The organism is Brevundimonas sp. SS2672 (assembly GCF_059579685.1).
Genome location: NZ_CM184201.1, coordinates 951866 through 974747, shown reverse-complemented (window position 1 = coordinate 974747; position 22882 = coordinate 951866). Strand labels below are relative to the sequence as shown.

Below are 22882 nucleotides of genomic sequence, written 5' to 3'. Positions count from 1 at the left end.
TGATGCACGCCGTCGCCATCGACTTCGAAACCGCCAATGAACAGCGGGCCAGCCCCTGCTCCATCGGCCTGGCCTGGATCAACGACGGCGTCATCGAATCCGTCGAGCACCACTACATCCGCCCGCCGGGGATGCGGTTCGCCGGGTTCAACATCGCCTTCCACGGCATCGGCCCCGAACAGGTCGAGGACGCTGAGGAATTCCCCGCCGTCCTGGCCGCCATCGCCCCGCGCCTCGAAGGCCGTACGGTGCTGGCCCACAACGCCGCCTTCGACGTCAGCGTCATCCGCAACACCTGCGACCACTATGGCCTGACCTATCCCGAGTTCGACTACCTCTGCACCGTCAAGCTGGCCCAGATCAGCTGGCCCGAATTCGCCTCGCACAAGCTGAACAACGTCTGCGCCGAACTGGGCGTCGCCTTCCGTCACCACGACGCGGCTGAAGACGCCTTCGCCTGCGCCTCCGTGGCCCTGGCGGCGGCTCAGATGCATCAGGCCGCCGACTGCCGCGCCCTGGCCGACGCCAGCCGCCTGACCATGGGCCGCGTCTGGCGCGACGGCTATTCGCCCTGCTCCAACGCCGGAACCCGCCCACGCCGCCCGCGCGGCGGCTGACCGGCCCTCGGCAAAAGCCGCCCGAATCCATCGCCTTAAGCGTTCGCAGCGCGTTCAACTTGACCTAAGGTCATGTAATCATTGAGTGAAGTTCACAATTTCGGCCTTGTTTCAGACCGAAACCCGGCCCACCCTTCGACCAAGGGATCGCCTCGACGATCCGTCAGAAGGAAAACGCCGATGAAGACCTCCGTCCTGACGGCGCTCGCCGTCGCAGCCGCCGCCCTCGCTTCTCCGGCCCTCGCCAGCGACCCCACCGGCCTGTGGCAGACCCCGACCAACGGCGGCCAGGTCCGCATCGAACGCTGCGGCCAGGCCCTGTGCGGCGTCCTCGTCACCTCCAGCCACATCCGCGCCAACCCCGAGGTGAAGGATCAGCGCAACAAGGACGAGTCCCTGCGCGACCGCCCCCTGCGCGGCCTGCGGATGCTGTCGGGCTTCACCGGCGGCCCGACCGAATGGCGCGGCGGCTCGGTCTACAACCCCGAGGACGGCGGCACCTATCGCGGCACCATCACCCTGACCAACGACAATACGCTGCGCCTGCGCGGCTGCATCGTCGCCCCCCTGTGCAAGACCCAGACCTGGACCCGCGTCCAGTAATCGAGGCGCACAGCCCGAACGAAAAACGCCTCCCCCGCGATCGCGAGGGAGGCGTTTTCACATCAGCGGTTCAGCGAGCTCATGCCGCCGGGCGCATAGCGCTCGCCCGCCGCCGCCCCGCGCGGGAAGACGGCCTCGATCCGCGCCAGATCATCCTGCGTCAGCACGATATCCGCCGCCGCTGCGTTCTGCTCCAGCGTCGAGATCCGGCGCGTGCCGGGGATGGGAACCAGATCATCCCCCTGCGCCAGCACCCAGGCCAGGGCCAGTTGCGCCGCCGTCACCCCCTTGTCCGCCGCGATGGCGCCGACCGCGTCGACCAGATCGAGGTTCTTCTGGAAGTTGTCGCCTGCAAAGCGCGGGTTCGTCCGGCGGAAATCGTCCGGCGCCAGGTCGTCGATCGACTTGATCTCGCCCGACAGGAAGCCCCGGCCCAGCGGGCTGTAGGGCACGAAGCCGATGCCCAGTTCGCGCACCACGCCCAGCAGTTCGTCCTCCGGGTCGCGGCTCCACAGCGAATATTCGGTCTGAAGCGCCGTGATCGGATGCTCGGCGTGGGCGCGGCGCAGGGTGGCCGGCGCCGCCTCGGACAGGCCGATGAAGCGGACCTTGCCCTCCTTCACCAGCTCGGCCATGGCCCCGACCGTCTCCTCGATCGGCGTATTGGGGTCGATACGGTGCTGGTAATAGAGGTCGATGTGATCGACGCCCAGACGGCTGAGGCTGCCCTCGACCGCGCGGCGCACGTTTGCGGGCGAGCCGTCGGTGACGGCCGAGCCATCCGGCTGGCGATTGATGCCGAACTTGGTGGCGATGAAGGCTTCGTCCCGGCGCCCCTTCAGCACCTTGCCCACCAGGACTTCATTGGTGTGGGGGCCGTACATCTCGGCCGTGTCGAACAGGGTGACGCCCAGGTCGAGCGCGCGGTGGATCACCGCGATGGATTGGGCCTCGTCGGCGCCGCCGTAAAAGGCGCTCATGCCCATGCAGCCCAAACCGACGGCCGAGACCTCAGGGCCGTTACGGCCCAGCTTGCGCATCTTCATCCGCGCATTCCTTCTGATGTGAGGGGGTCGGCGGCGCATCCGCCGACCCTCTTCAGATGGGCGCCGTATGGCCTTATTTCAAGGGGGCCGTCTGCGCCTTCAGCCAGTCCAGCGCCGCCTCATCCTTCTGCACGCCGTCGGCCAGCAGAGGGCCGACCTTGGCCAGAACCTCGGCGTGATAGGCGTCGACATAGGCCCGCTCGTCCGCCGTCAGCAGGGCTGTGTCGATCAGGCGGCGATCCAGCGGCGCCAGCGTCAGTTGCTCAAAGCCGTGCATCGGCCGCTCGCCGCCCGGAACCTGGACCGGGGCCGTGACGACCTGCAGCGTCTCGATGCGGATGCCCCACTCGCCCTCGCGGTAATAACCCGGCTCGTTCGACAGGATCATGCCGGTCAGCAGCGGCTGATCCGTGCCCCATCCGGCGATGCGCTGCGGTCCCTCGTGCACGCCCAAATACGACCCGACGCCGTGGCCCGTGCCGTGGTCGAAGTCGAAGCCCGCGTTCCACAGCGGCTGGCGCGCGATAGCGTCCAGCTGGCGCCCGCTGGTCCCGGCCGGGAAGCGGATCACGGCCATGGCGATGTGGCCCTTCAGGACCAGGGTGAACATCCGGCGCTGATCGGCGGTGCCCTCGCCGATGGCCATGGTGCGGGTCACGTCCGTGGTCCCGTCCAGATACTGACCGCCGCCGTCCACCAGCAGCAGCGAACCCGCCTCCATCGGCCGGATCTTGGCCCCGACCGGCTTGTAGTGCGGCAGGGCGCCGTTCGGCCCGACCCCGGCGATCGTGTCGAAGGACAGATCCTTCAGCATCCCGGTGGCTTCGCGGAAGCCCTCCAGCGCCTCGACCACCGCTCGCTCGTCCGGCAGCGTCTTCTGAGCGACCGTATCGACCCAGTGCAGGAAGCGCGTCAGGGCCGCGCCGTCGCGGATGTGCGCCTGACGGCTGCCCTCGATCTCGACGTCGTTCTTCTGGGCGCGCGGCAGGGCGCAGGGGTCCATGCCGCGCACGATGGTCGCGCCCGCCGCTTCCAGCCGGTCGAAATACCAGGCCGAGGACACGGCCGGATCGATCATCACCTTCTGGCCCGACAGGGCGTCCAGCGCGGCGGGCAGCGCCTCGGGCGCCTCCAACGTCACGGCGTCGCCCAGCCAGCCGGGCAGTTCATTCGTCATCTTGGCCGGATCGAGGAAGACGCTCGCCGTCCCGTCCGCCTTCACCACCGCCTGTCCCAGCGGCAGGGGCGTGCGGATCACGTCGCCGCCGCGAATGTTGAACAGCCAGGCCAGCGACGACGGCGCCGTCAGCACGGCGGCCTCGGCTCCGGCCTTAGCGATGGCCTTGCCGATGCGGGCGCGCTTGGATGCGGCGCCCTCGCCGGAATAGCGGTCTTCGTGCGGGACCACCGACGCCTGCGGCTGGGCCGGGCGAGCGTCGCCCCAGGCCAGATCGATCGGATTGGCCTCGACCGCCTTCAGCCTCGCACCGGCCTTCTCGACCGCCGCGCGCAGGGTCGCCAGCGCATCGGGGCTATGCAGGCGCGGATCATAGCCGAGCACCGAACCCGACGGCACGGCCGCCAGCCAGTCGGCCAGCTTGTTCAGCGGCTGGCGCTCGAACAGGGCCTCGTCCGTCTGGGCCTTGGCCTGCACCGTATAGCGGCCGTCGACAAAGACCGCCGCGCGATCCTTCAGCACCACGCCCGCCCCGGCCGAGCCGGTGAAGCCGCTGACCCAGGCCAGCCGTTCATTGGCGTCGGGCAGGTATTCGTTCTGGTGCTCGTCCTCATGCGGGACCAGCAGTCCGTCGAGGCCCTGCTTGGCCATTTCCGCGCGAAGCAGAGGCAGGTGCTTGGCCCCGAAGGACGGATCGGTGGTTTCGTCGAATGTCTGGCGCATGAGGGGTCCTTACACCCTTCTCCCCTTGTGGGAGAAGGTGCCCCGGAGGGGCGGATGAGGGGTTTCTCAACGCAAAAGAGGTTGCCAGACCTCGATGTCCAGCAACCCCTCATCCGTCAGCCTTCGGCTGCCACCTTCTCCCACAAGGGGAGAAGGAAGTTCGCGCCTACTTCTCCGCAGCTGCAGCGCGCTCCACGCATCATGATGGATCGTCTGCTCCACCACGAAGCCTAGCGGCAGATAGGCCTCCAGCACCCGCTCCTCCTGCGTCCGCAGCAGGCCCGACAGGATCGCGACCCCGCCCGTCTTCAGCGCCGCGCCGATCTCGGGCGCCAGGAACACCAGCGGCGCCGCCAGGATGTTGGCGAACACCAGATCATAGGGCGCGTGCTGGGCGATGCGCGCATCGCTCAGGCCGTCGGCGAAGTAGAATTCGCATTTGGCGTCGTTGATCGCCGCATTCTCATTGGCGATGCGGGCCGAGGGCTCGTCGATGTCGGTGCCGACGGCGATGGGCGACCCCGTCTTGGCCGCCGCAATGGCCAGCACGCCCGTGCCGCAGCCGACGTCCAGAACCTTCTCGAAGGTCTCGGTCTTCAGCAGATTGTCGAACGCCTCCAGACAGCCGACCGTCGTGCCGTGGTGGCCGGTGCCGAAGGCAGCGCCGGCGTCGATCTTCAGGTTGACCCGGCCCTCAGGCACCTTGCCCTGATCGTGCGCGCCGTAGACGAAGAAGCGCCCGGCCTCGACCGGCGGCAGGCCCGACAGGCTCATGGCCAGCCAGTCGGCGTCGGCCAGCTTCTCGACGATCACCTCCAGCCCCGGCGTGGCGCGCAGGATTTCGGCGATCCCCTCGGCCTCTTCATCCGTCGTGGGGAAGGCGTCGATGCGCCAGATATTGCGGTCCTCGTCCTCTTCCAGGATGGAATAGGTGGCGCCTTCCAGCAGGGGATTGGCGTCGATGGCGGCGGCGGCGGCCTCGGCGGAGGCGCGATCGCCGCGCGCGATCACCTGAACTGCGGATTCGGACATTTCTTAAACACCGTTATAATGACGAGATCGCCAGTGCGGGCTTGGTTCTCACGCCCGTGTCCAACGAGGGGTCGGGGAGTTTATGGCCAAAGCACCGTCTGAAACGAAACCTGCCGCGAAAGCGGCCTCCGCCGCTTCCAAGCCGAAACCGGCGGCAAAGTCGAGCGCGACAGCGACAAAAGCTGACGCCAAGCCCAAGACCGTAAAGGCCGCCGCTGCGGCGAAGGCCCCCGCCAAGGCGGCTGCGCCCAAGGCCGCCAAGCCCGCTACGGCCAAGGCGACGACCGCCAAGACCGCCGCGACGAAGGCTCCGGCGAAGGCGACCGCCGCCAAGAAGCCTGCAGCCGCAAAGGCTCCTGCCGCCGCAAAGGCCGCCCCGGCCAAGAAGCCGGCCGCCGCCAAGACGACGACAGCCAAGGCGGCCACGGCCAAGGCCGCTGCGCCCAAGAAGGCTGCGGCGCCCAAGAAACCCGCCGCTTCCAAGGCGGCCTCTCCGGTCCCGGTCGAGACGCCGGTCGCCGCCTCCCTGGCTCCGGCGCCCGTCGCGCCCGCCGAGACCAAGCCCGCGCCTAAGCCCGAGCCGGTCGAGCCGCCCGTTCAGGCCACGGCGCCCGCCGCCGCCGCTGCGGCGGTCGAGCCGGTGAAGCCCGTCGACACGCCCGCCCCCGAAAAGAAGAAGGGCTTCTTCGCCCGTCTGTTCGGCTGGTGATCGAAGACTGATCGCAAATGCAAGTAAGGCCGGAGAGGACGCCCTCTCCGGCCTTCTTCAATTCTCGATTGTCGAGACAGCCTATTCCGGCAGGTCTTCCGCCAGGATGGCCATTTCGAACATGAAGGAGCCGGCTTCGTCCTCATCTTCGAACACCACGCCGATGAACTCGTCATCGACATAGACTTCGGCGGAGTCCGCGACCTTGCGGGCCTTCACTTTGACGCCGCCGTGGTTGAAGGTGCGCTTCAGGTGCGTCTCGACGCGCTTCAGATCGGATTCTTTCACGGGGGTAGCCTCGCTTTGGCGCCGGGGCGCATGTCGTTGGCCGCGGACCCTAGAGAAGCCGCCCCGCCTTGGGAAGCCCGCGCGTCAGGCGTCCACAGACGCGCCCTCTCAGATCACGAAATCATAGACGATGTCGGACAGCGTATGGTCCATGGTCCGCGCGGGCGTGGCGTCGGTCGGACAGTTGACCAGCCTGGCCGGCACCCCCGCCACGGTGCAGCCCGCCGGCACCGGCTTCAGCACCACCGAGCCGGACGCCACCTTGGCGTAGTCGCCGATCGTGATGTTGCCCAGCACCTTGGCCCCGGCTCCCAGCAGGACGCCGCGCCCGATCTTCGGGTGACGGTCGCCGCGCTCGGCCCCGGTCCCGCCCAGGGTCACGGCGTGCAGCATGGACACCTCGTCGCCCACCACCGCCGTCTCGCCGATGACGATGCCCGTGCCGTGATCCAGAAAGACGCCGGAGCCGATCCGCGCCGCCGGGTGGATGTCCAGCTGGAACAGCTCCGAAATCCGGCTCTGGAAATGGAAGGCCAGGGTGTCGCGGTCCTGTTGCCACAGCCAGTGCGCCACGCGCCAGGCCTGCAGCGCCTGGAACCCCTTGAAATACATGAAGGGCTGCAACAGCGACCGGATCGCCGGATCACGCTCCTGCACCGCCTTCAAATCCGCCTCGGCGGCGGCGACGATGCCCGGATCGGCGGCGAAGGCCGACAACGCCACCTCGCGCACCGTCATGGCGCCCAGTTCCGCGTCGCCCAGCTTGCGCGCGATCTGGAAGCTCAGCGCCCCGGCGAAATCCTCGTGCGCCAGGACGACCGCGTTCAGTTGCGACGCCAGGCGCGGCTCCTCGCGCGCGGCGTCCTCGGCGGCGGCGCGCAACTGCGCCCACAGGTCCGGCTGCTTCGGCACGACTTCCAGCTTGGCCATCAGGCTTCCTTCGACTTCAGGCGGCGATCCTACGCGCCCAGCATGGCGCGCGCCAGCGCGGCCGGCAGTTCGCCCTCCCGCGCCATATGGTAGGCGCGATAGGCCGTCGCCACCGTCAGCCCGTCGCGCACCGCCCCACGCTCGATCTCGGCCATCAGTTCGCCAAAGGGGACGCGTGCGGACAGAAAGACCTCCGTCTCGTCCGGCGCCGTCCCGGTCGCCTCCAGCCCCCAGGCCACCCAGGTCATCGCCCGCTCGTCGGTGATGGAGTTGGACAGGTCCACGTCCAGCGCCGCGCGCCAGTGCTGCGCCGTCAGCCCCGCCTCCTCGGCCAGTTCGCGCTTCACGGCCTCGAATGGGTCTTCCCCCTCCGGCGCCCCGCCCTCGGGCATCTCCCACGAATAGCGCATCAGGGCGAAGCGGTGCTGGCCCACCAGGCTGACCGTTCCGTCGTCATGCAGCGGCAGCACGCCCGTCCCCACGTTCCGCGGCCGCACGACCACATAGTCGGCCTCGGCCCCCGTCGGCGCGACGGCCGGATGGCGCGTCACCCGCATCCAGGGCGTGTCGACCAGAACGCTGTCGCCCAGGCTGCGCCACGGCGGCGTGTCGGGCAGCCCCTCGGCCCAGCGAGGCTTGATGTCGCGGATCTGACTCATGCCCCTGCTATGGCGCAGCCCGTCCCGAAAGCCTAGCTATCCGCCATGAGCCCGTCAGAGCTGTCCGCCCCCCTGCCCCTGCCCGTCCGTTCGGAAGAGCTGCTGTCGCGCCTGGCCGTGCGCCGCTCGGCGCCGGCCCAGTCGCTGGCCCTGCCCGGCCCTTCGGACGCCGAGATCGAGCAGATGCTTCTGCTGGGCGCGCGCACGCCGGACCACGGCAAGCTCTTCCCTTGGCGCTTCGTCGTGCTGGGCCTGCAAAGCCGCGCCGACCTGTCCGAGGCCCTCGCCGCCCTGGGCGAAACCCAGAACCGCACCGGCAAGGAGATCGCCGCCCTGGCCAAGCTGGCCAACCCGCCGCTGACCATCCTGGTCGTCTCGACCCCCATTCAAGGCCACAAGGTTCCGGTGTGGGAGCAGCAGTTGTCCGCCGGCGCCGTCTGCATGAACCTTGAGCACGCGGCGAACGCCCTGGGCTATTCGGCCAGTTGGATCACCGACTGGTACGCCTACGACCCCGCCGCCGTCGCCCTGTTCGGCGTCGAGGACGGCGAGAGCATCGCCGGCTTCATCCACGTCGGCTCCCTGTCCGAGCCCCCGCTGGAACGCCCCCGCCCGAACCTGGAGCACAAGGTCGAGCGGCGAGCGTAACCCTCTTTTTCCGTCATCCTCCGGCAAGCCGCACAGCGGCGCAGACCGGGGGACCCAGCGGCGCCGAAGGCGATCGTTACAACAGCCGTCGAGCGTGCAGCTTTCGCCCTCACGGGCGCCGCTGGGTCCCCCGGTCTCGCTACGCTCGCCGGAGGATGACGAGAGCGAGGATCAGCGCCCTTCCTCCTCCGGCCGGTGCACGATCGACACCAGCACCACCGAGATGATCATCAGCAGGAACCACGCCCCCAGCTTGTTCAGGCTGACCATCTCCCATCCGCCCTCCTGCCCCGGATAGACCCAGGCCCGCGCGAACGTCCCCAGGTTCTCCGCGAACCAGATGAACAGCGCCACCAGCCCATAGCCCAGCAGCAGCGGCATCGACCGCCGCGTCCGGTCGGCGGTGAACCAGAACCATCCCCGCCCGAACAGCAGGGCGGTCGCCGCGAACAGCGCCAGCCGGATGTCCGGCAGCCAGTGATGGGCGAAGAAGTTGACGTAGATCGCCGCCGCCAGCACCCACGTCGTCCACAGCGGCGGATAGTTCCGCACCCGGATATGGAAGATGCGCTGCACCCGCGCGATATAGCTGCCCACCGCCGCATACATGAAGCCCGAGAACAGCGGCACGGCGCCGATCCTCAGCAGCGACTCCTCGGGATAGATCCACGACCCGTGCCAGGTCTTGAACAGCTCCATGATCGTCCCGGCGACATGGAACAGGAAGATGACCCGCGCCTCCTCCCAGCTCTCCAGCCGAAAGGCCAGCATCAGCGCCTGTATCCCCAGCGCCCCTAGCACCAGAAAGTCATAGCGCGCCAGCGGCGCTTCATCGGGCCAGAACAGAAACGTCCCCAGGATCAGCGCCAGCATCGCCCCGCCGAACAGGCATGCCCACCCCTGCTTCAGCCCGAACCACAGGAACTCATAGGCGTACCGGCGAGGCCGCGACCGGTCGGCCCACGCCTCGGCGCGGGTCATCAAGCGACGGCCCCAGGCTTCGAGCGGGAGGCGGCTGGACGGGGTCATGGGCAGAATCTAGCCACCGCATTTTAGAGATGCGTTAGAATAGAGCTTCACCTACGTAGAGCAAGTTTTGGTAAGCAAGGTAATCATCAATGTGGATTTGAACTCGGTGAAGTCCGTCATCAAGTTTGACCTTTGATATCCAATTACCACCGCTTGTCGGGCGCGCAGGAAGACCATTGTACGTCTCGTCAAAAACGAGCTGCATTCCCTCGCTGTAAACCTCGACCCGCACTTTCAAAGCCGCCCAGTCGTGGCGTGGGTTCAAAGTGAATGTGACTCCTTCCGGTGAGGCGTAAACCTTTTCCACAAAGGCAAATCGTTTCTCAAATACCTTACCATCATCAGAAGTTATGATTTTAGGGCGCAAAGCTCGGGCAGATTCTCCCGCAAGATAAATCAAGGTTTCGCGCTCAGCTTCAGAGCGACAAACAATCCACTTCAAATGATCAACTAACAACAAGGGAGACTGGCACAGAACCTCTGCAGCACGGTGATTGGCTATTGAGGCATCGCCGCCAAATCCACCCTCGTGATAGGTTTTTGAGAAATTTATATTTGAGAAGAACTCTTCTGTATCGCTGTCACGAGCATCATCCCGCTGCATATTAATGTCTGAAAATCGCGTACTCGGCATCGTGAGTATGGACCGCGCATCCAAAGCAAACATTACAAGAACTGGAGCATGCGCTGCCGCTCCGTACTGACACTCGTTCGCTCGCCGAATGCCCTCGATGTGATATTGCGTCGGAGTTCTCGGCCGAAAATAAAGCCTAGAAAAATCGTGCGCTCGTTGCCGATGATCAATCACTCCTGCGCCAGCAACATCGAGAGGGCGCTGCCCTTCCGTATGGCGTCGAGAGCGAATTTCGCCTGACTGTATAATGCTGGCCGCATTTTGTACGGGAGCATGATGAAACAACATCGACGGCCAAAAAACGCGATGCGGATAGAAAGGCTTTCGCAATTCTTCTGTCCACTTGGCGATGTGCGCTTCGGCAGCCGCAGCGCTCAACCCCATGACAACTCCTGTTGCCCGCCCGGCAAAGGTACTTCAGTATTCGGATGGCGCTTTAACTCCAAAGCTATTTCAGCTTCAGATCGATTGCTCTTTTGAATTTCCAGCACTCTGACTTGAGGAAGAGAGCTAAGCAAAGACAGGACCATTGGACCACTACCAGTGTCGGACCAACCTGCATCCTGCGTCGTAACAAGACCGGCTGCGAGACTGAGCCAGACACCGCGAAGCGCTTCGATCTCAAGCTCGGACACCGCTTCATCGCTATTCAAATGCAAGGCCGCATCATCCAGACTGGCTGTAAACGGTTGACCAGACGTGAGAATTGCAAACCGACCATCGGCAAAATCGATAACCTCGCTCATCTGGGCGAGGAAATCGTCAAACACGAGCAAGGGTCCGCTGAGAGCGCGCGCTGTTCTAGCGACCTCATCCCAATGCTCTGGAATTCCGATCGGCTTTTCATAATCATGGATGAAAATGTCGATGGGTAGGGGCGCGAGATAGCGCTCCATTAGCGGCCGCACATCATCCCAATCGAGCCCTCCATTTCCACATCCTAAACGAGGAAACGAAATTGAGGTGATCCCACGCGCCTCATATGAGGAGACAAATTTTTTTAAGCCTAGTTCAATCCATTCAATCTTGGAGGGATGTCGCCAGTGCACCTTTGTGGGGAAATTCAAGACGGAATGGTCTGCCCCCTGCCAGAGCCACAGCTTGCCAGGTTCTAGGAGATTATCGTCGCATATGCGCTTGTAGGCCAGGAACATCGCCGGATAGCGATCCTTAAACGCCTTCGCGATGCCTTTTCCCATCACCCCGACGCAATTGACGGTGTTGACCAACGTCTGAGCGGGTGAATCCATGACACTGGTGCGACGATAGGTCAGCATGGGGGAAGCGTAACTCGATTCTTCAACTTGGCTTCGCTGGTGGGTTGGAGAACTCCTCATCTCAACGAGCACCAATCATGTTAGCACACCCTCACCCCCGCCCGCGATACCCCGCCACGCCCTGATCCGGCAGCCACACGCCCTCCAGCGGCGCGCCGGTCTGCCAGAAGACGTCGATGGGGATGCCGCCGCGCGGATACCAATACCCCCCGATCCTCAGCCATTTCGGCTCCAGCAGTTCGGCCAGGCGCTTGCCGATGGCGACGGTGCAGTCCTCGTGGAAGGCGCCGTGGTTGCGGAAGCTGGTCAGGTACAGCTTCAGGCTCTTGCTCTCGACCAGCCAGTCGCCGGGCACATAGTCGATGACGATGTGGGCGAAGTCGGGCTGGCCCGTCACCGGGCACAGGCTGGTGAACTCCGGCGCGGTGAAGCGCGCCACATAAAGCGTGTCGGCGTGCGGATTGGGCACGCGCTCCAGCACCGCCTCTTCCGGGTTCGTCGGGGCGGCGGTCTGGACGCCGAGCTGGCTGAGGCTGTCGGTATAGTGGGTCATGCCCGCCATTTAGGCCTTCGCCCCGCCAAAGAAAACGCCGCCCCCGTAGCAATCGGCCATCCCCCTGCTTCACCCGTGCTAGACTGCGCTCCGGCCGAGGGGAGAACGGCCGTGCGGCGTCGGGGATTTCAGACGATTCAGACGAATTGGACTCTCTTTTTTCTGAGGGGCCTCCACTCGGAGCGCGCCAGCCAAAATCCGCTCATCCCCGCGGAGGCGGGGACCCAGCAAGAGCCTCAGGCTCCGCGCGTGAACAGGCGCCCTCTGATTTGTGCGCGGAGCTTACAGCCAAAGCACTGGGTCCCCGCCTCCGCGGGGATGAGCGGGATTGGAGGGTCTGAGCGAAATCAGAGACACGATCATTGATTGCCTTCCCTGACGACAGCCGGTTAGCGTAGCCAAAAGCAACTCAGGAGAGACGACCCGTGGCCATTCCCGCTTCCCTGCAGTCCGGCCTCAAGCTGCCGGTGATCGCCTCGCCCATGTTCCTGGTGTCCGGGCCGGATCTGGTGGTCGAGGCCTGCAATGCGGGCGTGATCGGGACCTTCCCCTCGCTGAACCAGCGCACGACCGAAGGCTATCGGGAGTGGCTGCACGAGATCAAGGCGCGCCTGACGCCCGACGCCGCCCCCTTCGGCGTCAACCACATCGTCCACCCGACCAACCCGCGCCTGATGGCCGACATGATGGTCTCGGTCGAGGAGAAGGTGCCGCTGATCATCACCTCGCTCGGCGCCGTGCGCGACGTTGTGGACGCGGTGCACGGCTATGGCGGCGTGGTCTTCCACGACATCGCCAATGTGCGTCATGCGCGCAAGGCGGCCGAGGCGGGCGTCGACGGCCTGATCCTGGTCGCCAACGGCGCGGGCGGGCACGCCGGCGTGGTCAACCCCTTCGCCCTGATCAATGAGGTGCGCCGCTTCTATGACGGCACCATCATCCTGGCGGGCGCCCTGTCGACCGGTCAGGACGTAGCGGCGGCGCTGATGATGGGGGCCGACTTCGCCTATATGGGCACCCGCTTCATCGCCACGACCGAGAGCGCGGCCCAGCCGCACTACAAGGAGCTGATCGTCCAGTCGGGCTCGGCGGACATCACCTACACCCCGGCGGTGTCCGGCATTCCGGCCAACTTCCTGACGCCCTCGCTGATCGAGAACCGGATCGACCCGAAGTCCCTGCCCGAGCACAAGCTGGACATGGGCGAGGAGGCCAAGGCGTGGAAGACCGTCTGGTCGGCGGGCCAGGGTTCGGGCGCCATCCACGACGTGCCGACCACGGCTCAGCTTGTCGCTCGGCTGACGGACGAGTTTTCGCAAGCCTGTGATAAATTCGACAAGAAGCGTCTCTAGGAAGCGGCCTCGAAGCTCACCCCTTTCGAGGCCGATTCATGCGCATCCTGACGACCGCCCTTCTGGCGACCGCCCCGCTCCTGATCCTGGCCTCGACGGCCCAGGCGCAGGACATGCCCGGCCGCTGGAGCTTCAGCGCCGGCGCCGGCAGCGACAACCGTTCCAAGGACGCCTCCAAATCGGACGGCGATCCCTTCGTCTGGGGCGCGGCGGAATGGGAAAGCGAAAGCGGCCTCTTCTACGTCAGCCCCGCCGCCGAAACGATCAAGAGCGGCGGCTCGGACCTGGAGCTGGAGCTGACCGGCGGCGCGCGTCCGCAGTGGGGCGGCTTCGATTTCGACCTGAACGTCGCGCACAAGTGGCGGGTGGACGCCGACCCCGGCTATGACGCCAACGCCTGGGAGTTCACGGCCGACATGAAGCGCTCGATCGGCCCGGCCAGCGCCCGCCTGCGGCTGCAGCACTCGCCCGACGGCGCCGGTTCGGTGAAGGCCTGGACCTGGGTCGCCCTGCGCGGCGGCTGGGACTTCACCGACAAGCTGAACGTCTCAGCCGAGGTCGGCCGCCGCGAGCAGGACAATAGCGTCGACTACACCGGCTACAACATCGGGGCGACCTACGCCCTCACCGCCAACCTGGAGGCCGAACTGCGCTGGCACGGCACCAACGCCAAGGTGCCGGGCGAGCAGTACGCCGACGCCCTGGTCGCCGGGATCAGCGTCTACTTCTGACCGAGGCGGACAGAGGCTTTGGCCTTTTCCGACCAATGGGCCTAAGCTTGGCGCATGACATTCCGCCCGACGACCCTCGAACGTGCGTACCAGCTGGCTGAAAGCGGCGCCTGCCGCACGGTGGGAGAGGTCAAGCAGGCCCTGAAGAGCGAGGGCTACGACCGCATTCAGGACGCCCTGTACGGCTCCACCATCACCAACGCCCTGCGCAAACTGTGCCAGGAAAACTGGTCGGCGCCGACGCAGGCCGTTGAAAGCTGACGATCTTTTCGTACGCCTTGCTTTAGCCGCCGGGACCGTTCACCCTATGACGGTCGATCTCTCTGCGTAACGCTCTGCCTTCTGCCCCGCGCACCGAGGTCTAAGCCGATCCATACAGACCCGACAGGTCTTCAGGGACGTTCTCTGAGGCCAACTTCTAGCGGAGGTCCTGAAAATGGCTACCGGCACTGTGAAATGGTTCAACTCCACCAAGGGCTACGGCTTCATCCAGCCGGATGACGGCGGCAAGGACGTCTTCGTCCACATCTCGGCCGTGGAAGCGGCTGGCCTGCGCGGCCTGGATGAAAACCAAAAGGTTTCCTACGAAATCGAGCGCGACCGTCGCTCGGGCAAGGAATCGGCCGGTCAACTGAAGACCGAAGGCTGATCCAGCCCCCTCGCCGCCCCTGTCAGCGATGACGGGCGGCCAGGAAAAGGACAGAGCGCGCAGGGGCGACCCTGCGCGCTTTTTCTATGCCCGCTCCATGGCCGGCGGCGAGCGCAGCTGGCCGAAGTCCGCCCCGCTGGGCGACTGGAACAGGCGCAGGCCGAACTCGGGCAGGATCGCCAGCAGATGGTCGAAGATATCGCCCTGGATCGCCTCATACTCGGCCCAGGCCACCGTGGCGGTGAAGGCGTAGATCTCCAGCGGCAGTCCCGTCTCCGTCGGCTGCAACTGACGCACCAGCAGGGTCATGTCCTGACGGATGCGCGGATGGTTCTCGAGATAGTTCTGCACATAGGCGCGGAAGGCGCCGATGTTGGTCGAGCGCCGCATATTGACCGGATCGCGCCCGGCCTCGACCAGCTTGGCGTTCCAGTCGGCCATCTCGGCGGCCTTGTCGGCCAGATAGTCGTCGATCAGGAGGAAGCGCCGCATCCGGTCGCGTTCGGCCTCAGTCAGGAAGCGCGCGCTGGTCTGGTCGATCAGCAGGGCCCGCTTGATGCGGCGACCGCCGCTTTCCTGCATCCCGCGCCAGTTCTTGTAGGACTCGTTGATCATCCGCCAGGTGGGGATGGTGGTGATGGTCTTGTCCCAGTTCTGCACCTTCACCGTATGCAGGGCGATGTCGATGACGTCGCCGTCGGCGTTCAACTGGGGCATCTCGATCCAGTCGCCGACGCGCAGCATGTCGTTGGAGTTCAACTGAACCGACGCCACCAGCGACAGGATCGTGTCCTTGAACACCAGCATCAGCACCGCCGCCAGCGCGCCCAGTCCCGACAGCAGCAGCAGCGGCGAACGGTCGATCAGGGCTGCGATCACCAGGATGGTGGCGATGGCGTAGATGACGATCTTCAGGACCTGCAGATAGCCCTTGATGCTGCGGCGGTGGGCGCGCGGCGAGCGAACGTAGAGGGCGTTGGCCATGTCCAGACCCGCGCCGACGCCGATGGCCACGGCCACGATCATGAAGGCCCCGGCCACGTTCTGAATCAGGGTGACGGCGCCCGTCGACAGGTGCTGCACGCCGCCTATGCCCTGATGGATGATGATGGCCGGGACGACGCGAGTGAAGCTGCGCACTACCGGCTGCAACAGGGCGTCGAGATCATGCACCGCGCGCCCGACGATGCGCAGGATCAGCCGGGTCAGGATGCGGCGGACCACAAAGTCCGCGACGAAGGCAAGAAGAACGAGGAGACAGAGCCCGATCAGCATCTCCGCTGTCGGGAACTCCGCCAGGCGATCACGCATGGCGATGAAATCAAACATGGGCCCAGCCTAGGCAGGACGGCCGGAGTTTTGAACCCCGGCGCGTCAATCGGCGTCAGCCGATGGCCTGGTCCAGGTCGGCGATCAGGTCGTCGATGTCCTCGACCCCGACCGACAGGCGGATCAGATTGTCGGTGACGCCGCCCGCCTCGCGCACCTCTTTCGGCACGCTGGCGTGGGTCATGATGGCCGGGTGATTGACCAGGCTTTCCACGCCGCCCAGCGATTCCGCCAGGGTGAAGACCTGCACCCGCTCCAGCACCCGTTTCGTGCGCTCCAGATCGCCGTCGATCAGCAGGGTGACCATGCCGCCGAAGCGGCCGTTCATCTGCCGCGCGGCCAGTTCGTGCTGCGGGTGGCTGACCAGACCCGGATAGAGCACCTTGGCGACGCCCTTGCGATCTTCCAGCCAACGCGCGACGGCCAGGGCGTTCTCATTGTGCGCCTTCATGCGCAGGCCCAGCGTCTTCAGCCCCCGATTGGCCAGGAAGGCGTCGAACGGCCCCATGACGCCGCCGATGGAGTTCTGCAGAAACTTCAGCTGGGCCGCCATCTCGGCGTCCTTGGCGACCAGAACCCCGCCGACGATGTCGGAGTGGCCGTTCAGATATTTGGTCGCCGAATGCATGACCACGTCGGCGCCCAGGGCCAGCGGCTGCTGGCTCCACGGCGTGGCGAAGGTGTTGTCGACCACCAGGATCAGCTTGTGCGCCTTGGCGATCTTCGACAGGGCCTCGATGTCGGCCAGTTTCATCAGCGGATTGGTCGGGGTCTCGACCCACAGCATCCGCGTCTTTTCGGTGATCGCCGCCTCGACCGCCGTCAGATCGGTCAGGTCGATGTAGCTGAAGTCTAGCCCCATCGACCGACGGCGCACCCGCTCGAACAGCCGCCATGAACCGCCATAAAGGTCGTCGCCGGTGATGATGTGCGACCCGGCGTCCAGCAGTTCCAGCGCCGTCGAGGTCGCCGCCATGCCCGAGCCGAAGCCGAAGGCCTGAACCCCGCCCTCCAGATCAGCGATGCAGGCCTCGAACGCCTCGCGCGTCGGGTTCTTGCCGCGCGCGTATTCATAGCCCTTGTTCACGCCCGGACTTTCCTGAGCGTAGGTCGAGGTGGCGTAGATCGGCGTCATCACCGCGCCCGTCGTCGGGTCCGGCTGCTGGCCCGCATGGATGGCGCGGGTCGAGAAGCCCTGGCTGTTCTTCAGGTCTGCCATGCTCTTACCGGTTCAGGCTGAGGTGGTTGATCAGATCGGTGCGGGTGATCAGGCCGACGAAGGTCTCGCCGTCCAGCACGATGGCGACGCGGTCGCGGTCGAAGACCGGGATCAGGGCGTCCAGCGATTCCGTCACCTGAAGCGTGTCCAGATCGCGCGTCATGGCCGAGGCCACGGGCTTGGCGAAGCGCTCCTGACGGGTGATGTCGTCGGTGTTCATGATGTGGACGATGTCGCTCTCGTCCAGAATGCCGACCAGACGGCCGTCCTGAATGACCGGCAGTTGCGACAGGCCGTCGCCGCGCATCCGCTTGAAGGCGGTATCCAGGGTATCTTCCGGCCCGATCACCACCACATCGCCGGCGGCGTATTTGCGGTTGATCAGATCCGACAGGTCGCCGTGCAGCTCGCGCTCGGCCAGGCCCTGATCGGCCAGCCAGGCGTCGTTGTAGACCTTGGACAGGTATTTGGCGCCGGTGTCGCAGACGAAGGTCACGACCCGCTTCGGCTCGGTCTGCTCGCGGCACCAGCGCAGGGCCGTAGCGATCAGGGTGCCCGACGACGATCCCGCCAGAATGCCTTCCTTCAGCAGCAACTCGCGCACCGTGGCGATCGCCTCGGCGTCGGGGATGGAATAGGCGATGTCGATCAGGTCGGGATCGGTCGTCTCGGGCATGAAGTTCTGACCGATGCCTTCGACCGTATAGCTGCCGTCCGGCCCCGGCACGCCCTCGTTAATCAGGCCCGCCAGCGCCGAGCCAACTGGGTCGGCGAGGATGATCTTGGCCTTGGAGCCCTGCGATTTGAAATAGCGGGCGTTGCCCGTGATCGTGCCGCCCGAGCCGATACCGGCGACGAAGGCGTCGATGTCGCCGTCCATCTGCTGGAAGATCTCGGGACCGGTCGTCCTGAAGTGGGCCTCGGAGTTGGCGTCGTTGGCGAACTGGTTGACGAAATAGCCGCCCGGAATCTGCTGGGCCAGGCGCTCGGCCATGTCGGTGTAGTATTCGGGGTGGCCGTGCGGCACGTCCGAGCGGGTCAGGCGCACGTCGGCGCCCATGGCCCGCAGGTGCTGGATTTTCTCTTTCGACATCTTGTCAGGGATGACCAGCAGGACGTTGTAGCCCTTCTGCTTGCCGACCAGAGTCAGGGCCAGACCGGTGTTGCCTGCCGTCGCCTCGACGATGGTGCCGCCGGGCTTCAGCCAGCCCGCCTTCTCGGCCGCCTCGATCATCGACAGGGCGATGCGGTCCTTGATGGAGCCGCCCGGATTCTGGCTCTCCAGTTTCAGGAACAGGCGGCAGGGGCCGGTGTCGATCCGCGTCACCTCGACCATCGGCGTCTTGCCGATCAGGTCCAGCAGGCTCTTCGCCGGACGGCTGAGAACAGGGGCGTCGGTCATCGACATGAAGGCAGGCTCCGTTGCACGGTTTCGAATGAAGCTGGGCGTCCGCACCGTCGCGGTCAACTCATGCAAGTTTTCACCCTTTCGCCGCGAAGCGCGTTAGAAAGGGCGCAATGGTCAAGACACCGAAACGCCCCGCTGCGGGCCTGCCCGACAAAGAATCCCTGATGGCCTTCCTGCGCGAGGCCGGAGAAGCCGAAAAGGCCGACATCGCCCGCGCCTTCGGCCTGAAAGGCGCCGAGCGCCGACAATTGCGCGAGATGCTGAAGGAGCTGGAGGCCGAGGGCCGCCTGGGCAAGCGCGGCCGCAAAGGCTTTTCCGAAGCCGGCGCCCTGCCCCCGGTCGGGGTGGTCGACGTGGTGGACCGCGACGCCGACGGCGAGCTCTACGTCGAACTGGTCAAGAGCAGCGAGGATGCGCCGCGCGCGGTCCTGATGCCCGATCGCGAGGGGCGCGGCCCGGCGCCCGGCATGGGCGACCGCCTGCTGGTCAAGTTCAGCCGGGGCGTCAACGGCTGGGAGGCGCGCCTGGTCAAGCGGCTGGACGCCGGGACCAACCGCGTGCTGGGCGTCATCCGCAAGGGCGGGCGCGAGACGCGGGTTGAGCCGGTCGACAAGCGCTCCAAGGACGTGCTGCTGGTGCCCGCAGCCCACGCGACGGACCTGCGCGACGGCGATCTGGTGCTGGCCGCCGTCGAGAAGGGCGAGCATCGCTACGGCCCCAAGCGCGGCAAGATCCTGGAGAACATCGGCCGCGAGGACGACCCGCGCGCGGCCTCCATCATCGCCATCCACGCCCACGGGGTGCCGACCGGCTTCTCCGAGGCTGTGGAGCACGAGGCCGAGGATCAGGCCGTCCCGACGCTGAAGGGGCGCGAAGACCTGCGCCACGTCCCCTTCATCACCATCGACCCGGCCGACGCGCGCGACCATGACGACGCCGTCTATGCCGAGCGCGACGAAGACCCTGCCAATGCGGGCGGCTGGATCGTCTGGGTCGCCATCGCCGACGTCGCCGCCTATGTGCGCCCCAACACGGCGCTGGATCGCGAGGCGCGGGCCAAGGGCAACTCGACCTACTTCCCCGACCGGGTCGAGCCGATGCTGCCCGAGGTGCTGTCCAACGGCCTGTGCAGCCTGAAGCAGGGCGAGAACCGCGCCTGCATGGCCGTGCGCATGGTCTTCGACAAGGACGGCCGGAAGACCGGGCACAAGTTCACGCGCGGCCTGATGCGCAGCCACGCCAAGCTGTCCTATGAACAGGCGCAGTCCGCCATCGACGGCCTGCTGGACGACGCCACCGGGCCGATCATGGAGGCCATCCTCTATCCGCTGTGGAACGCCTATCGCACCATGCTGAAGGGCCGCGAGCGCCGCAGCCCGCTGGCCATCGAAAGCCCCGAGCGCCGCATCATCATGTCGCCCGACGGCGGCATCGCCGGCATCGAACCGCGCAAGTCGCTGGAGGCCCACCGCCTGATCGAAGAGATGATGATCCAGGCCAACGTCTGCGCCGCCGAGACGCTGGAGAAGACGCACACGCCGCTGATCTATCGCGTCCACGACGCGCCCAGTCAGGAAAAGATCTTTAACCTGGCCGACTTCCTGCACACCATCGGCAAGCCGTGGAACAAGGGCGAGGCGCCGAACACCAAGCGCTTCAACAAACTGCTGGAAGAGACCCGCGACACCCCGCACGCCGAGGTCGTCAATGAAGTCGTCCTGCGCACCCAGATGCAGGCGATCTACAGCCCCGAGAATGTCGGCCACTTCGGCCTGCACCTGGACCGCTACGCGCACTTCACCTCGCCCATCCGGCGCTATTCCGACCTGATCGTCCATCGCGGTCTGATCCGGGGGTTGAAGCTGGGCTCGGACGGCCTGACCGACCGCGAGATCGCCGAACTGGGCGGCATCGCCGATCATGTCACCGAGACCGAGCGCCGCTCCATGGCCGCCGAGCGCGATGCAATGGATCGCTACATCGCCGCCTTCCTTGAAGAGCACGTCGGTGCGACCTTCACCGGCCGCATCACCGGCGTGACCCGCTTCGGCCTGTTCATCCGGCTGGACGAGACGGGCGCCGACGGCCTGGTCCCCGTCTCGACGCTGGGCGACGAGTACTTCACCCACGACGACCGCGCCCACGCCCTGGTCGGCGAGCGCAGCGGCAAGCGGTTCCCGCTGGGCCGCCGCGTCGAGGTGCGGCTGATGGAGGCCACGCCCGTCACCGGCGGTCTGGTGCTGGAAATGCTGTCCGAACCGGACCCGCGCGATCCCAACGCCCCTGCCCCGCGCTACGGCATGCGCGGACGCGGTGGAGACGGCCCGCCCAAGCGCGGCAAGGGCCGTCCAGGCGGTCCCAAGCCCCGCAACGGTGCCAAGCCTTCCGGCGGCCTGAAGGGCGTCAGAAAGGGCAAGCGACGGTGAGGAATATCACGTCCCTTCTCCCCTCGAGGGAGAAGGTGGGCGCCGGAGGCGCTCGGATGAGGGGGCTGTATCCGCAGGCGGGACGACAGACGTTGAGGACGCAGCAAGCGTCCCCCTCATCCGTCTCGCTCCGCGAGCCACCTTCTCCCCCGATGGGGAGAAGGCAGGAGTTTTTGCGATGAACCCCCGCCCCTTCGACGCGGCCCAGGATCTGGCCGATGCGCCGCGTGTAGGCGGGGCCCAGCGCCCCAAGGACGCCGCCACCCTGATCCTGACCCGCGGCGAAAAACGTCCCGAGGTGTTGATGGGCCGCCGCGCGCCCGGCCATGTCTTCATGGCCTCGAAATGGGTGTTCCCCGGCGGCCGTATCGAACGCAGCGACTTCACCGCCGCCTCGAACGGCGCCCTGTCGCCTGACGTCGCGCGGCGGCTGGAGGCGGAGATGCCCGCCCGCCGCGCCCGCGCCCTGGCCCTGGCCGCCGTGCGCGAGACCTTTGAGGAGACCGGTCTGATCCTGGGCCGCGCCGCGCCGACCGCCTCGGTCGCCGGGCCGTGGCGGGAATATCGCCAGGCCGGCGCCCTGCCCGACCTGTCGGTCCTGTCCTATGTGGCGCGCGCCATCACGCCCCCGGGCCGCACGCGCCGTTTCGACGCCCGCTTCTTCATGGCCCCGGTCGAGGCCCTGCGCGATCCCGACCGAATCGAAGGCTCAGGCGAACTGGACGAGATCGCCTGGATTCCGCTGGAAGAGGCGCAAGGGCTGGATCTGCCCGCCATCACCCGCTTCGTGCTGGGCGAGGTCGCCGAGCGGCTGGAGACGCCGCAGCGCCCCCTGCCCTTCGTGCACATGGTGCGCGGCCGCCACGTCATCGACCATCAGGACTGACGCGGCGGCCTCGCCGTCTTATTCGGCGACCGGCTTGGTCAGATCGAAATCGACCTGGAAATGGCGGTTCGGCCGACGCAGCTCATAGCTGAAGGTCTTTTGGGGATGGATCTCCATCGCCCAGACGTTGGTCGTCGAGACCGAGGCGTCGTTGGCGTTGAACAGGTCGATGGATTCCTGATCGACCGGGAATTCCTGACGCTCGGCCGTGCCTTCGTTCGCCGTATCGCCGCCGTACCAGTGCAGCGGGTCCGTTTTGCCGTCCGGCTGGCGATGATCATGCTTCAGGCGCAGGCCCGACTCGGTGCGGGTCACGACCCAGGTGCGCGAACGGTCCTCGCCGACCCAGAAGGGAATGCGAATCTCGTCCGCCGAGCAGTCGCGGACATGCATCAGCAGGCGCTTGCCGGCGAAATCCGAGTCGGCGGCCTCGGTCGTGACGACCTTGCCCTCGAATCGCTGGCCGCACAGTTCGGTCAGATTGGCGAAGAAGGCGTCCTGGGCCGTGGCGGGAGCTTCGGCCGGCGCCGCAGCCGGCGCGGCGGGCTCGGAGGAGCAGGCGGAAAGCGCCAGTCCGGCGGCGATGACAGCGGCGGACAGGGCGTGGGCGGGCTTGAAGTGGGGCGTTTTCATGGCGAAATACTACCGCTCTCGCGGCCTCGCTCAACGTGACATCGAAACCGTTGACTTTGAGCCTGTCCTGAGTATGTTCCGCGCCTCTTATTTCAAGCGGCTTTCGCCGTCGCAGAGGTAATTCCGATGGCCAAACCGGCTTCCATCAAGATCCGCCTGAACTCCACCGCTGACACCGGCTTCTTCTACGTCACCAAGAAGAACGCCCGTACGATGACCGAAAAGATGGTCGTCAAGAAGTACGACCCGGTCGTCCGCAAGCACGTCGAGTTCAAGGAAGGCAAGATCAAGTAAGGGCTCAGCCCCCGCTTGAATCTGCAAGAC

General features: G+C 66.1%; 25 protein-coding genes. 11 read left to right on the top strand and 14 right to left on the bottom strand.

The window, feature by feature from the left end; genetic code table 11:
- Positions 1–2: 2 nt before the first annotated feature.
- Positions 3–617, top strand: coding sequence for a 3'-5' exonuclease (locus AC52GN_RS04915; protein ID WP_496528355.1), 615 nt, complete (start codon positions 3–5; stop codon positions 615–617).
- Between the two features lie 180 nt (positions 618–797).
- A complete protein-coding gene (locus tag AC52GN_RS04910; protein ID WP_291781545.1) occupies positions 798–1220 on the top strand; it encodes a DUF2147 domain-containing protein in 423 nt (140 codons plus the stop codon).
- Between the two features lie 62 nt (positions 1221–1282).
- On the opposite strand, the gene AC52GN_RS04905 is transcribed toward AC52GN_RS04910, so the two are convergent.
- The 3 genes from AC52GN_RS04905 to AC52GN_RS04895 all read right to left on the bottom strand — a co-directional run bounded on the left by AC52GN_RS04905 (position 1283) and on the right by AC52GN_RS04895 (position 5198).
- Positions 1283–2266: an aldo/keto reductase gene (locus tag AC52GN_RS04905; RefSeq protein WP_496528354.1), complete on the bottom strand. Its 984-nt coding sequence runs from the start codon at positions 2264–2266 to the stop codon at positions 1283–1285.
- A 73-nt stretch (positions 2267–2339) separates the two neighbouring features.
- A complete protein-coding gene (locus AC52GN_RS04900) occupies positions 2340–4166 on the bottom strand; it encodes an aminopeptidase P family protein (protein WP_496528353.1) in 1827 nt (608 codons plus the stop codon).
- A gap of 66 nt (positions 4167–4232) precedes the next feature.
- Positions 4233–5198, bottom strand: coding sequence for a 50S ribosomal protein L11 methyltransferase (locus tag AC52GN_RS04895; protein WP_496528352.1), 966 nt, complete (start codon positions 5196–5198; stop codon positions 4233–4235).
- An 82-nt stretch (positions 5199–5280) separates the two neighbouring features.
- Here AC52GN_RS04895 and AC52GN_RS04890 point away from each other — a divergent pair, with 82 nt between their 5' ends.
- Entirely contained in the window at positions 5281–5907 is a 627-nt protein-coding gene (locus AC52GN_RS04890; protein ID WP_496528351.1) for a hypothetical protein, read from the top strand.
- Between the two features lie 81 nt (positions 5908–5988).
- On the opposite strand, the gene AC52GN_RS04885 is transcribed toward AC52GN_RS04890, so the two are convergent.
- From AC52GN_RS04885 to AC52GN_RS04875, 3 genes are all read right to left on the bottom strand, one after another.
- Positions 5989–6195: a DUF3126 family protein gene (locus tag AC52GN_RS04885; RefSeq protein WP_291781529.1), complete on the bottom strand. Its 207-nt coding sequence runs from the start codon at positions 6193–6195 to the stop codon at positions 5989–5991.
- A 108-nt stretch (positions 6196–6303) separates the two neighbouring features.
- Positions 6304–7125 (bottom strand): serine O-acetyltransferase, encoded by an 822-nt coding sequence (cysE, locus tag AC52GN_RS04880; RefSeq protein WP_496528350.1) that lies wholly within the window; start codon positions 7123–7125, stop codon positions 6304–6306.
- Between the two features lie 29 nt (positions 7126–7154).
- On the bottom strand, positions 7155–7784 hold the full coding sequence (locus tag AC52GN_RS04875; protein ID WP_496528349.1) for an NUDIX domain-containing protein: 630 nt from the start codon (positions 7782–7784) through the stop codon (positions 7155–7157).
- Positions 7785–7829: 45 nt separating this feature from the next.
- Here AC52GN_RS04875 and AC52GN_RS04870 point away from each other — a divergent pair, with 45 nt between their 5' ends.
- The gene (locus AC52GN_RS04870) at positions 7830–8432 is read left to right on the top strand and encodes a nitroreductase family protein (RefSeq protein WP_496528348.1); all 603 of its coding nucleotides are present in this window, start codon (positions 7830–7832) and stop codon (positions 8430–8432) included.
- 171 nt (positions 8433–8603) lie between these two features.
- Here AC52GN_RS04870 and AC52GN_RS04865 read toward each other — a convergent pair whose 3' ends face one another.
- From AC52GN_RS04865 to queF, 4 genes are all read right to left on the bottom strand, one after another.
- Positions 8604–9461: a DUF817 domain-containing protein gene (locus AC52GN_RS04865; protein ID WP_496528347.1), complete on the bottom strand. Its 858-nt coding sequence runs from the start codon at positions 9459–9461 to the stop codon at positions 8604–8606.
- 34 nt (positions 9462–9495) lie between these two features.
- Positions 9496–10479 carry a DarT ssDNA thymidine ADP-ribosyltransferase family protein gene (locus AC52GN_RS04860; RefSeq protein ID WP_496528346.1) on the bottom strand — a complete coding sequence of 328 codons (984 nt, stop codon included), beginning with the start codon at positions 10477–10479 and terminating at the stop codon, positions 9496–9498.
- Positions 10470–11372 carry a macro domain-containing protein gene (locus AC52GN_RS04855; protein WP_496528345.1) on the bottom strand — a complete coding sequence of 301 codons (903 nt, stop codon included), beginning with the start codon at positions 11370–11372 and terminating at the stop codon, positions 10470–10472. Before AC52GN_RS04855 ends, AC52GN_RS04860 begins: the two co-directional genes overlap by 10 nt.
- Before the next feature lie 91 nt (positions 11373–11463).
- Positions 11464–11925 carry a preQ(1) synthase gene (gene queF, locus AC52GN_RS04850; RefSeq protein ID WP_496528344.1) on the bottom strand — a complete coding sequence of 154 codons (462 nt, stop codon included), beginning with the start codon at positions 11923–11925 and terminating at the stop codon, positions 11464–11466.
- A gap of 425 nt (positions 11926–12350) precedes the next feature.
- Here queF and AC52GN_RS04845 point away from each other — a divergent pair, with 425 nt between their 5' ends.
- The 4 genes from AC52GN_RS04845 to AC52GN_RS04830 all read left to right on the top strand — a co-directional run bounded on the left by AC52GN_RS04845 (position 12351) and on the right by AC52GN_RS04830 (position 14657).
- The gene (locus AC52GN_RS04845) at positions 12351–13277 is read left to right on the top strand and encodes an NAD(P)H-dependent flavin oxidoreductase (RefSeq protein WP_496528343.1); all 927 of its coding nucleotides are present in this window, start codon (positions 12351–12353) and stop codon (positions 13275–13277) included.
- Between the two features lie 38 nt (positions 13278–13315).
- The gene (locus AC52GN_RS04840; RefSeq protein ID WP_496528342.1) at positions 13316–14008 is read left to right on the top strand and encodes a TorF family putative porin; all 693 of its coding nucleotides are present in this window, start codon (positions 13316–13318) and stop codon (positions 14006–14008) included.
- A 54-nt stretch (positions 14009–14062) separates the two neighbouring features.
- On the top strand, positions 14063–14269 hold the full coding sequence (locus AC52GN_RS04835) for a hypothetical protein (protein ID WP_291781507.1): 207 nt from the start codon (positions 14063–14065) through the stop codon (positions 14267–14269).
- Between the two features lie 175 nt (positions 14270–14444).
- Positions 14445–14657: a cold-shock protein gene (locus AC52GN_RS04830; protein WP_003167329.1), complete on the top strand. Its 213-nt coding sequence runs from the start codon at positions 14445–14447 to the stop codon at positions 14655–14657.
- Between the two features lie 84 nt (positions 14658–14741).
- Here AC52GN_RS04830 and AC52GN_RS04825 read toward each other — a convergent pair whose 3' ends face one another.
- The 3 genes from AC52GN_RS04825 to AC52GN_RS04815 are packed head-to-tail and all read right to left on the bottom strand — an operon-like array spanning position 14742 to position 18613.
- Positions 14742–15986, bottom strand: a complete 1245-nt coding sequence (locus AC52GN_RS04825; protein WP_496528341.1) for a mechanosensitive ion channel family protein — start codon at positions 15984–15986, stop codon at positions 14742–14744.
- 55 nt (positions 15987–16041) lie between these two features.
- Positions 16042–17205 carry a cystathionine gamma-synthase gene (locus AC52GN_RS04820; RefSeq protein WP_496528340.1) on the bottom strand — a complete coding sequence of 388 codons (1164 nt, stop codon included), beginning with the start codon at positions 17203–17205 and terminating at the stop codon, positions 16042–16044.
- 4 nt (positions 17206–17209) lie between these two features.
- Entirely contained in the window at positions 17210–18613 is a 1404-nt protein-coding gene (locus tag AC52GN_RS04815; RefSeq protein ID WP_496528339.1) for a pyridoxal-phosphate dependent enzyme, read from the bottom strand.
- Between the two features lie 110 nt (positions 18614–18723).
- Here AC52GN_RS04815 and rnr point away from each other — a divergent pair, with 110 nt between their 5' ends.
- Both rnr and AC52GN_RS04805 read left to right on the top strand, forming a co-directional pair.
- A complete protein-coding gene (rnr, locus tag AC52GN_RS04810) occupies positions 18724–21039 on the top strand; it encodes a ribonuclease R (RefSeq protein ID WP_496528338.1) in 2316 nt (771 codons plus the stop codon).
- A gap of 178 nt (positions 21040–21217) precedes the next feature.
- Positions 21218–21925 carry an NUDIX hydrolase gene (locus AC52GN_RS04805; protein ID WP_453989306.1) on the top strand — a complete coding sequence of 236 codons (708 nt, stop codon included), beginning with the start codon at positions 21218–21220 and terminating at the stop codon, positions 21923–21925.
- 18 nt (positions 21926–21943) lie between these two features.
- Here AC52GN_RS04805 and AC52GN_RS04800 read toward each other — a convergent pair whose 3' ends face one another.
- Positions 21944–22558 carry a hypothetical protein gene (locus tag AC52GN_RS04800; protein ID WP_496528337.1) on the bottom strand — a complete coding sequence of 205 codons (615 nt, stop codon included), beginning with the start codon at positions 22556–22558 and terminating at the stop codon, positions 21944–21946.
- Between the two features lie 126 nt (positions 22559–22684).
- Between AC52GN_RS04800 and rpmG the strand changes: the two genes are divergently transcribed.
- Positions 22685–22852: a 50S ribosomal protein L33 gene (rpmG, locus tag AC52GN_RS04795; protein ID WP_003164451.1), complete on the top strand. Its 168-nt coding sequence runs from the start codon at positions 22685–22687 to the stop codon at positions 22850–22852.
- Positions 22853–22882 lie beyond the last annotated feature (30 nt).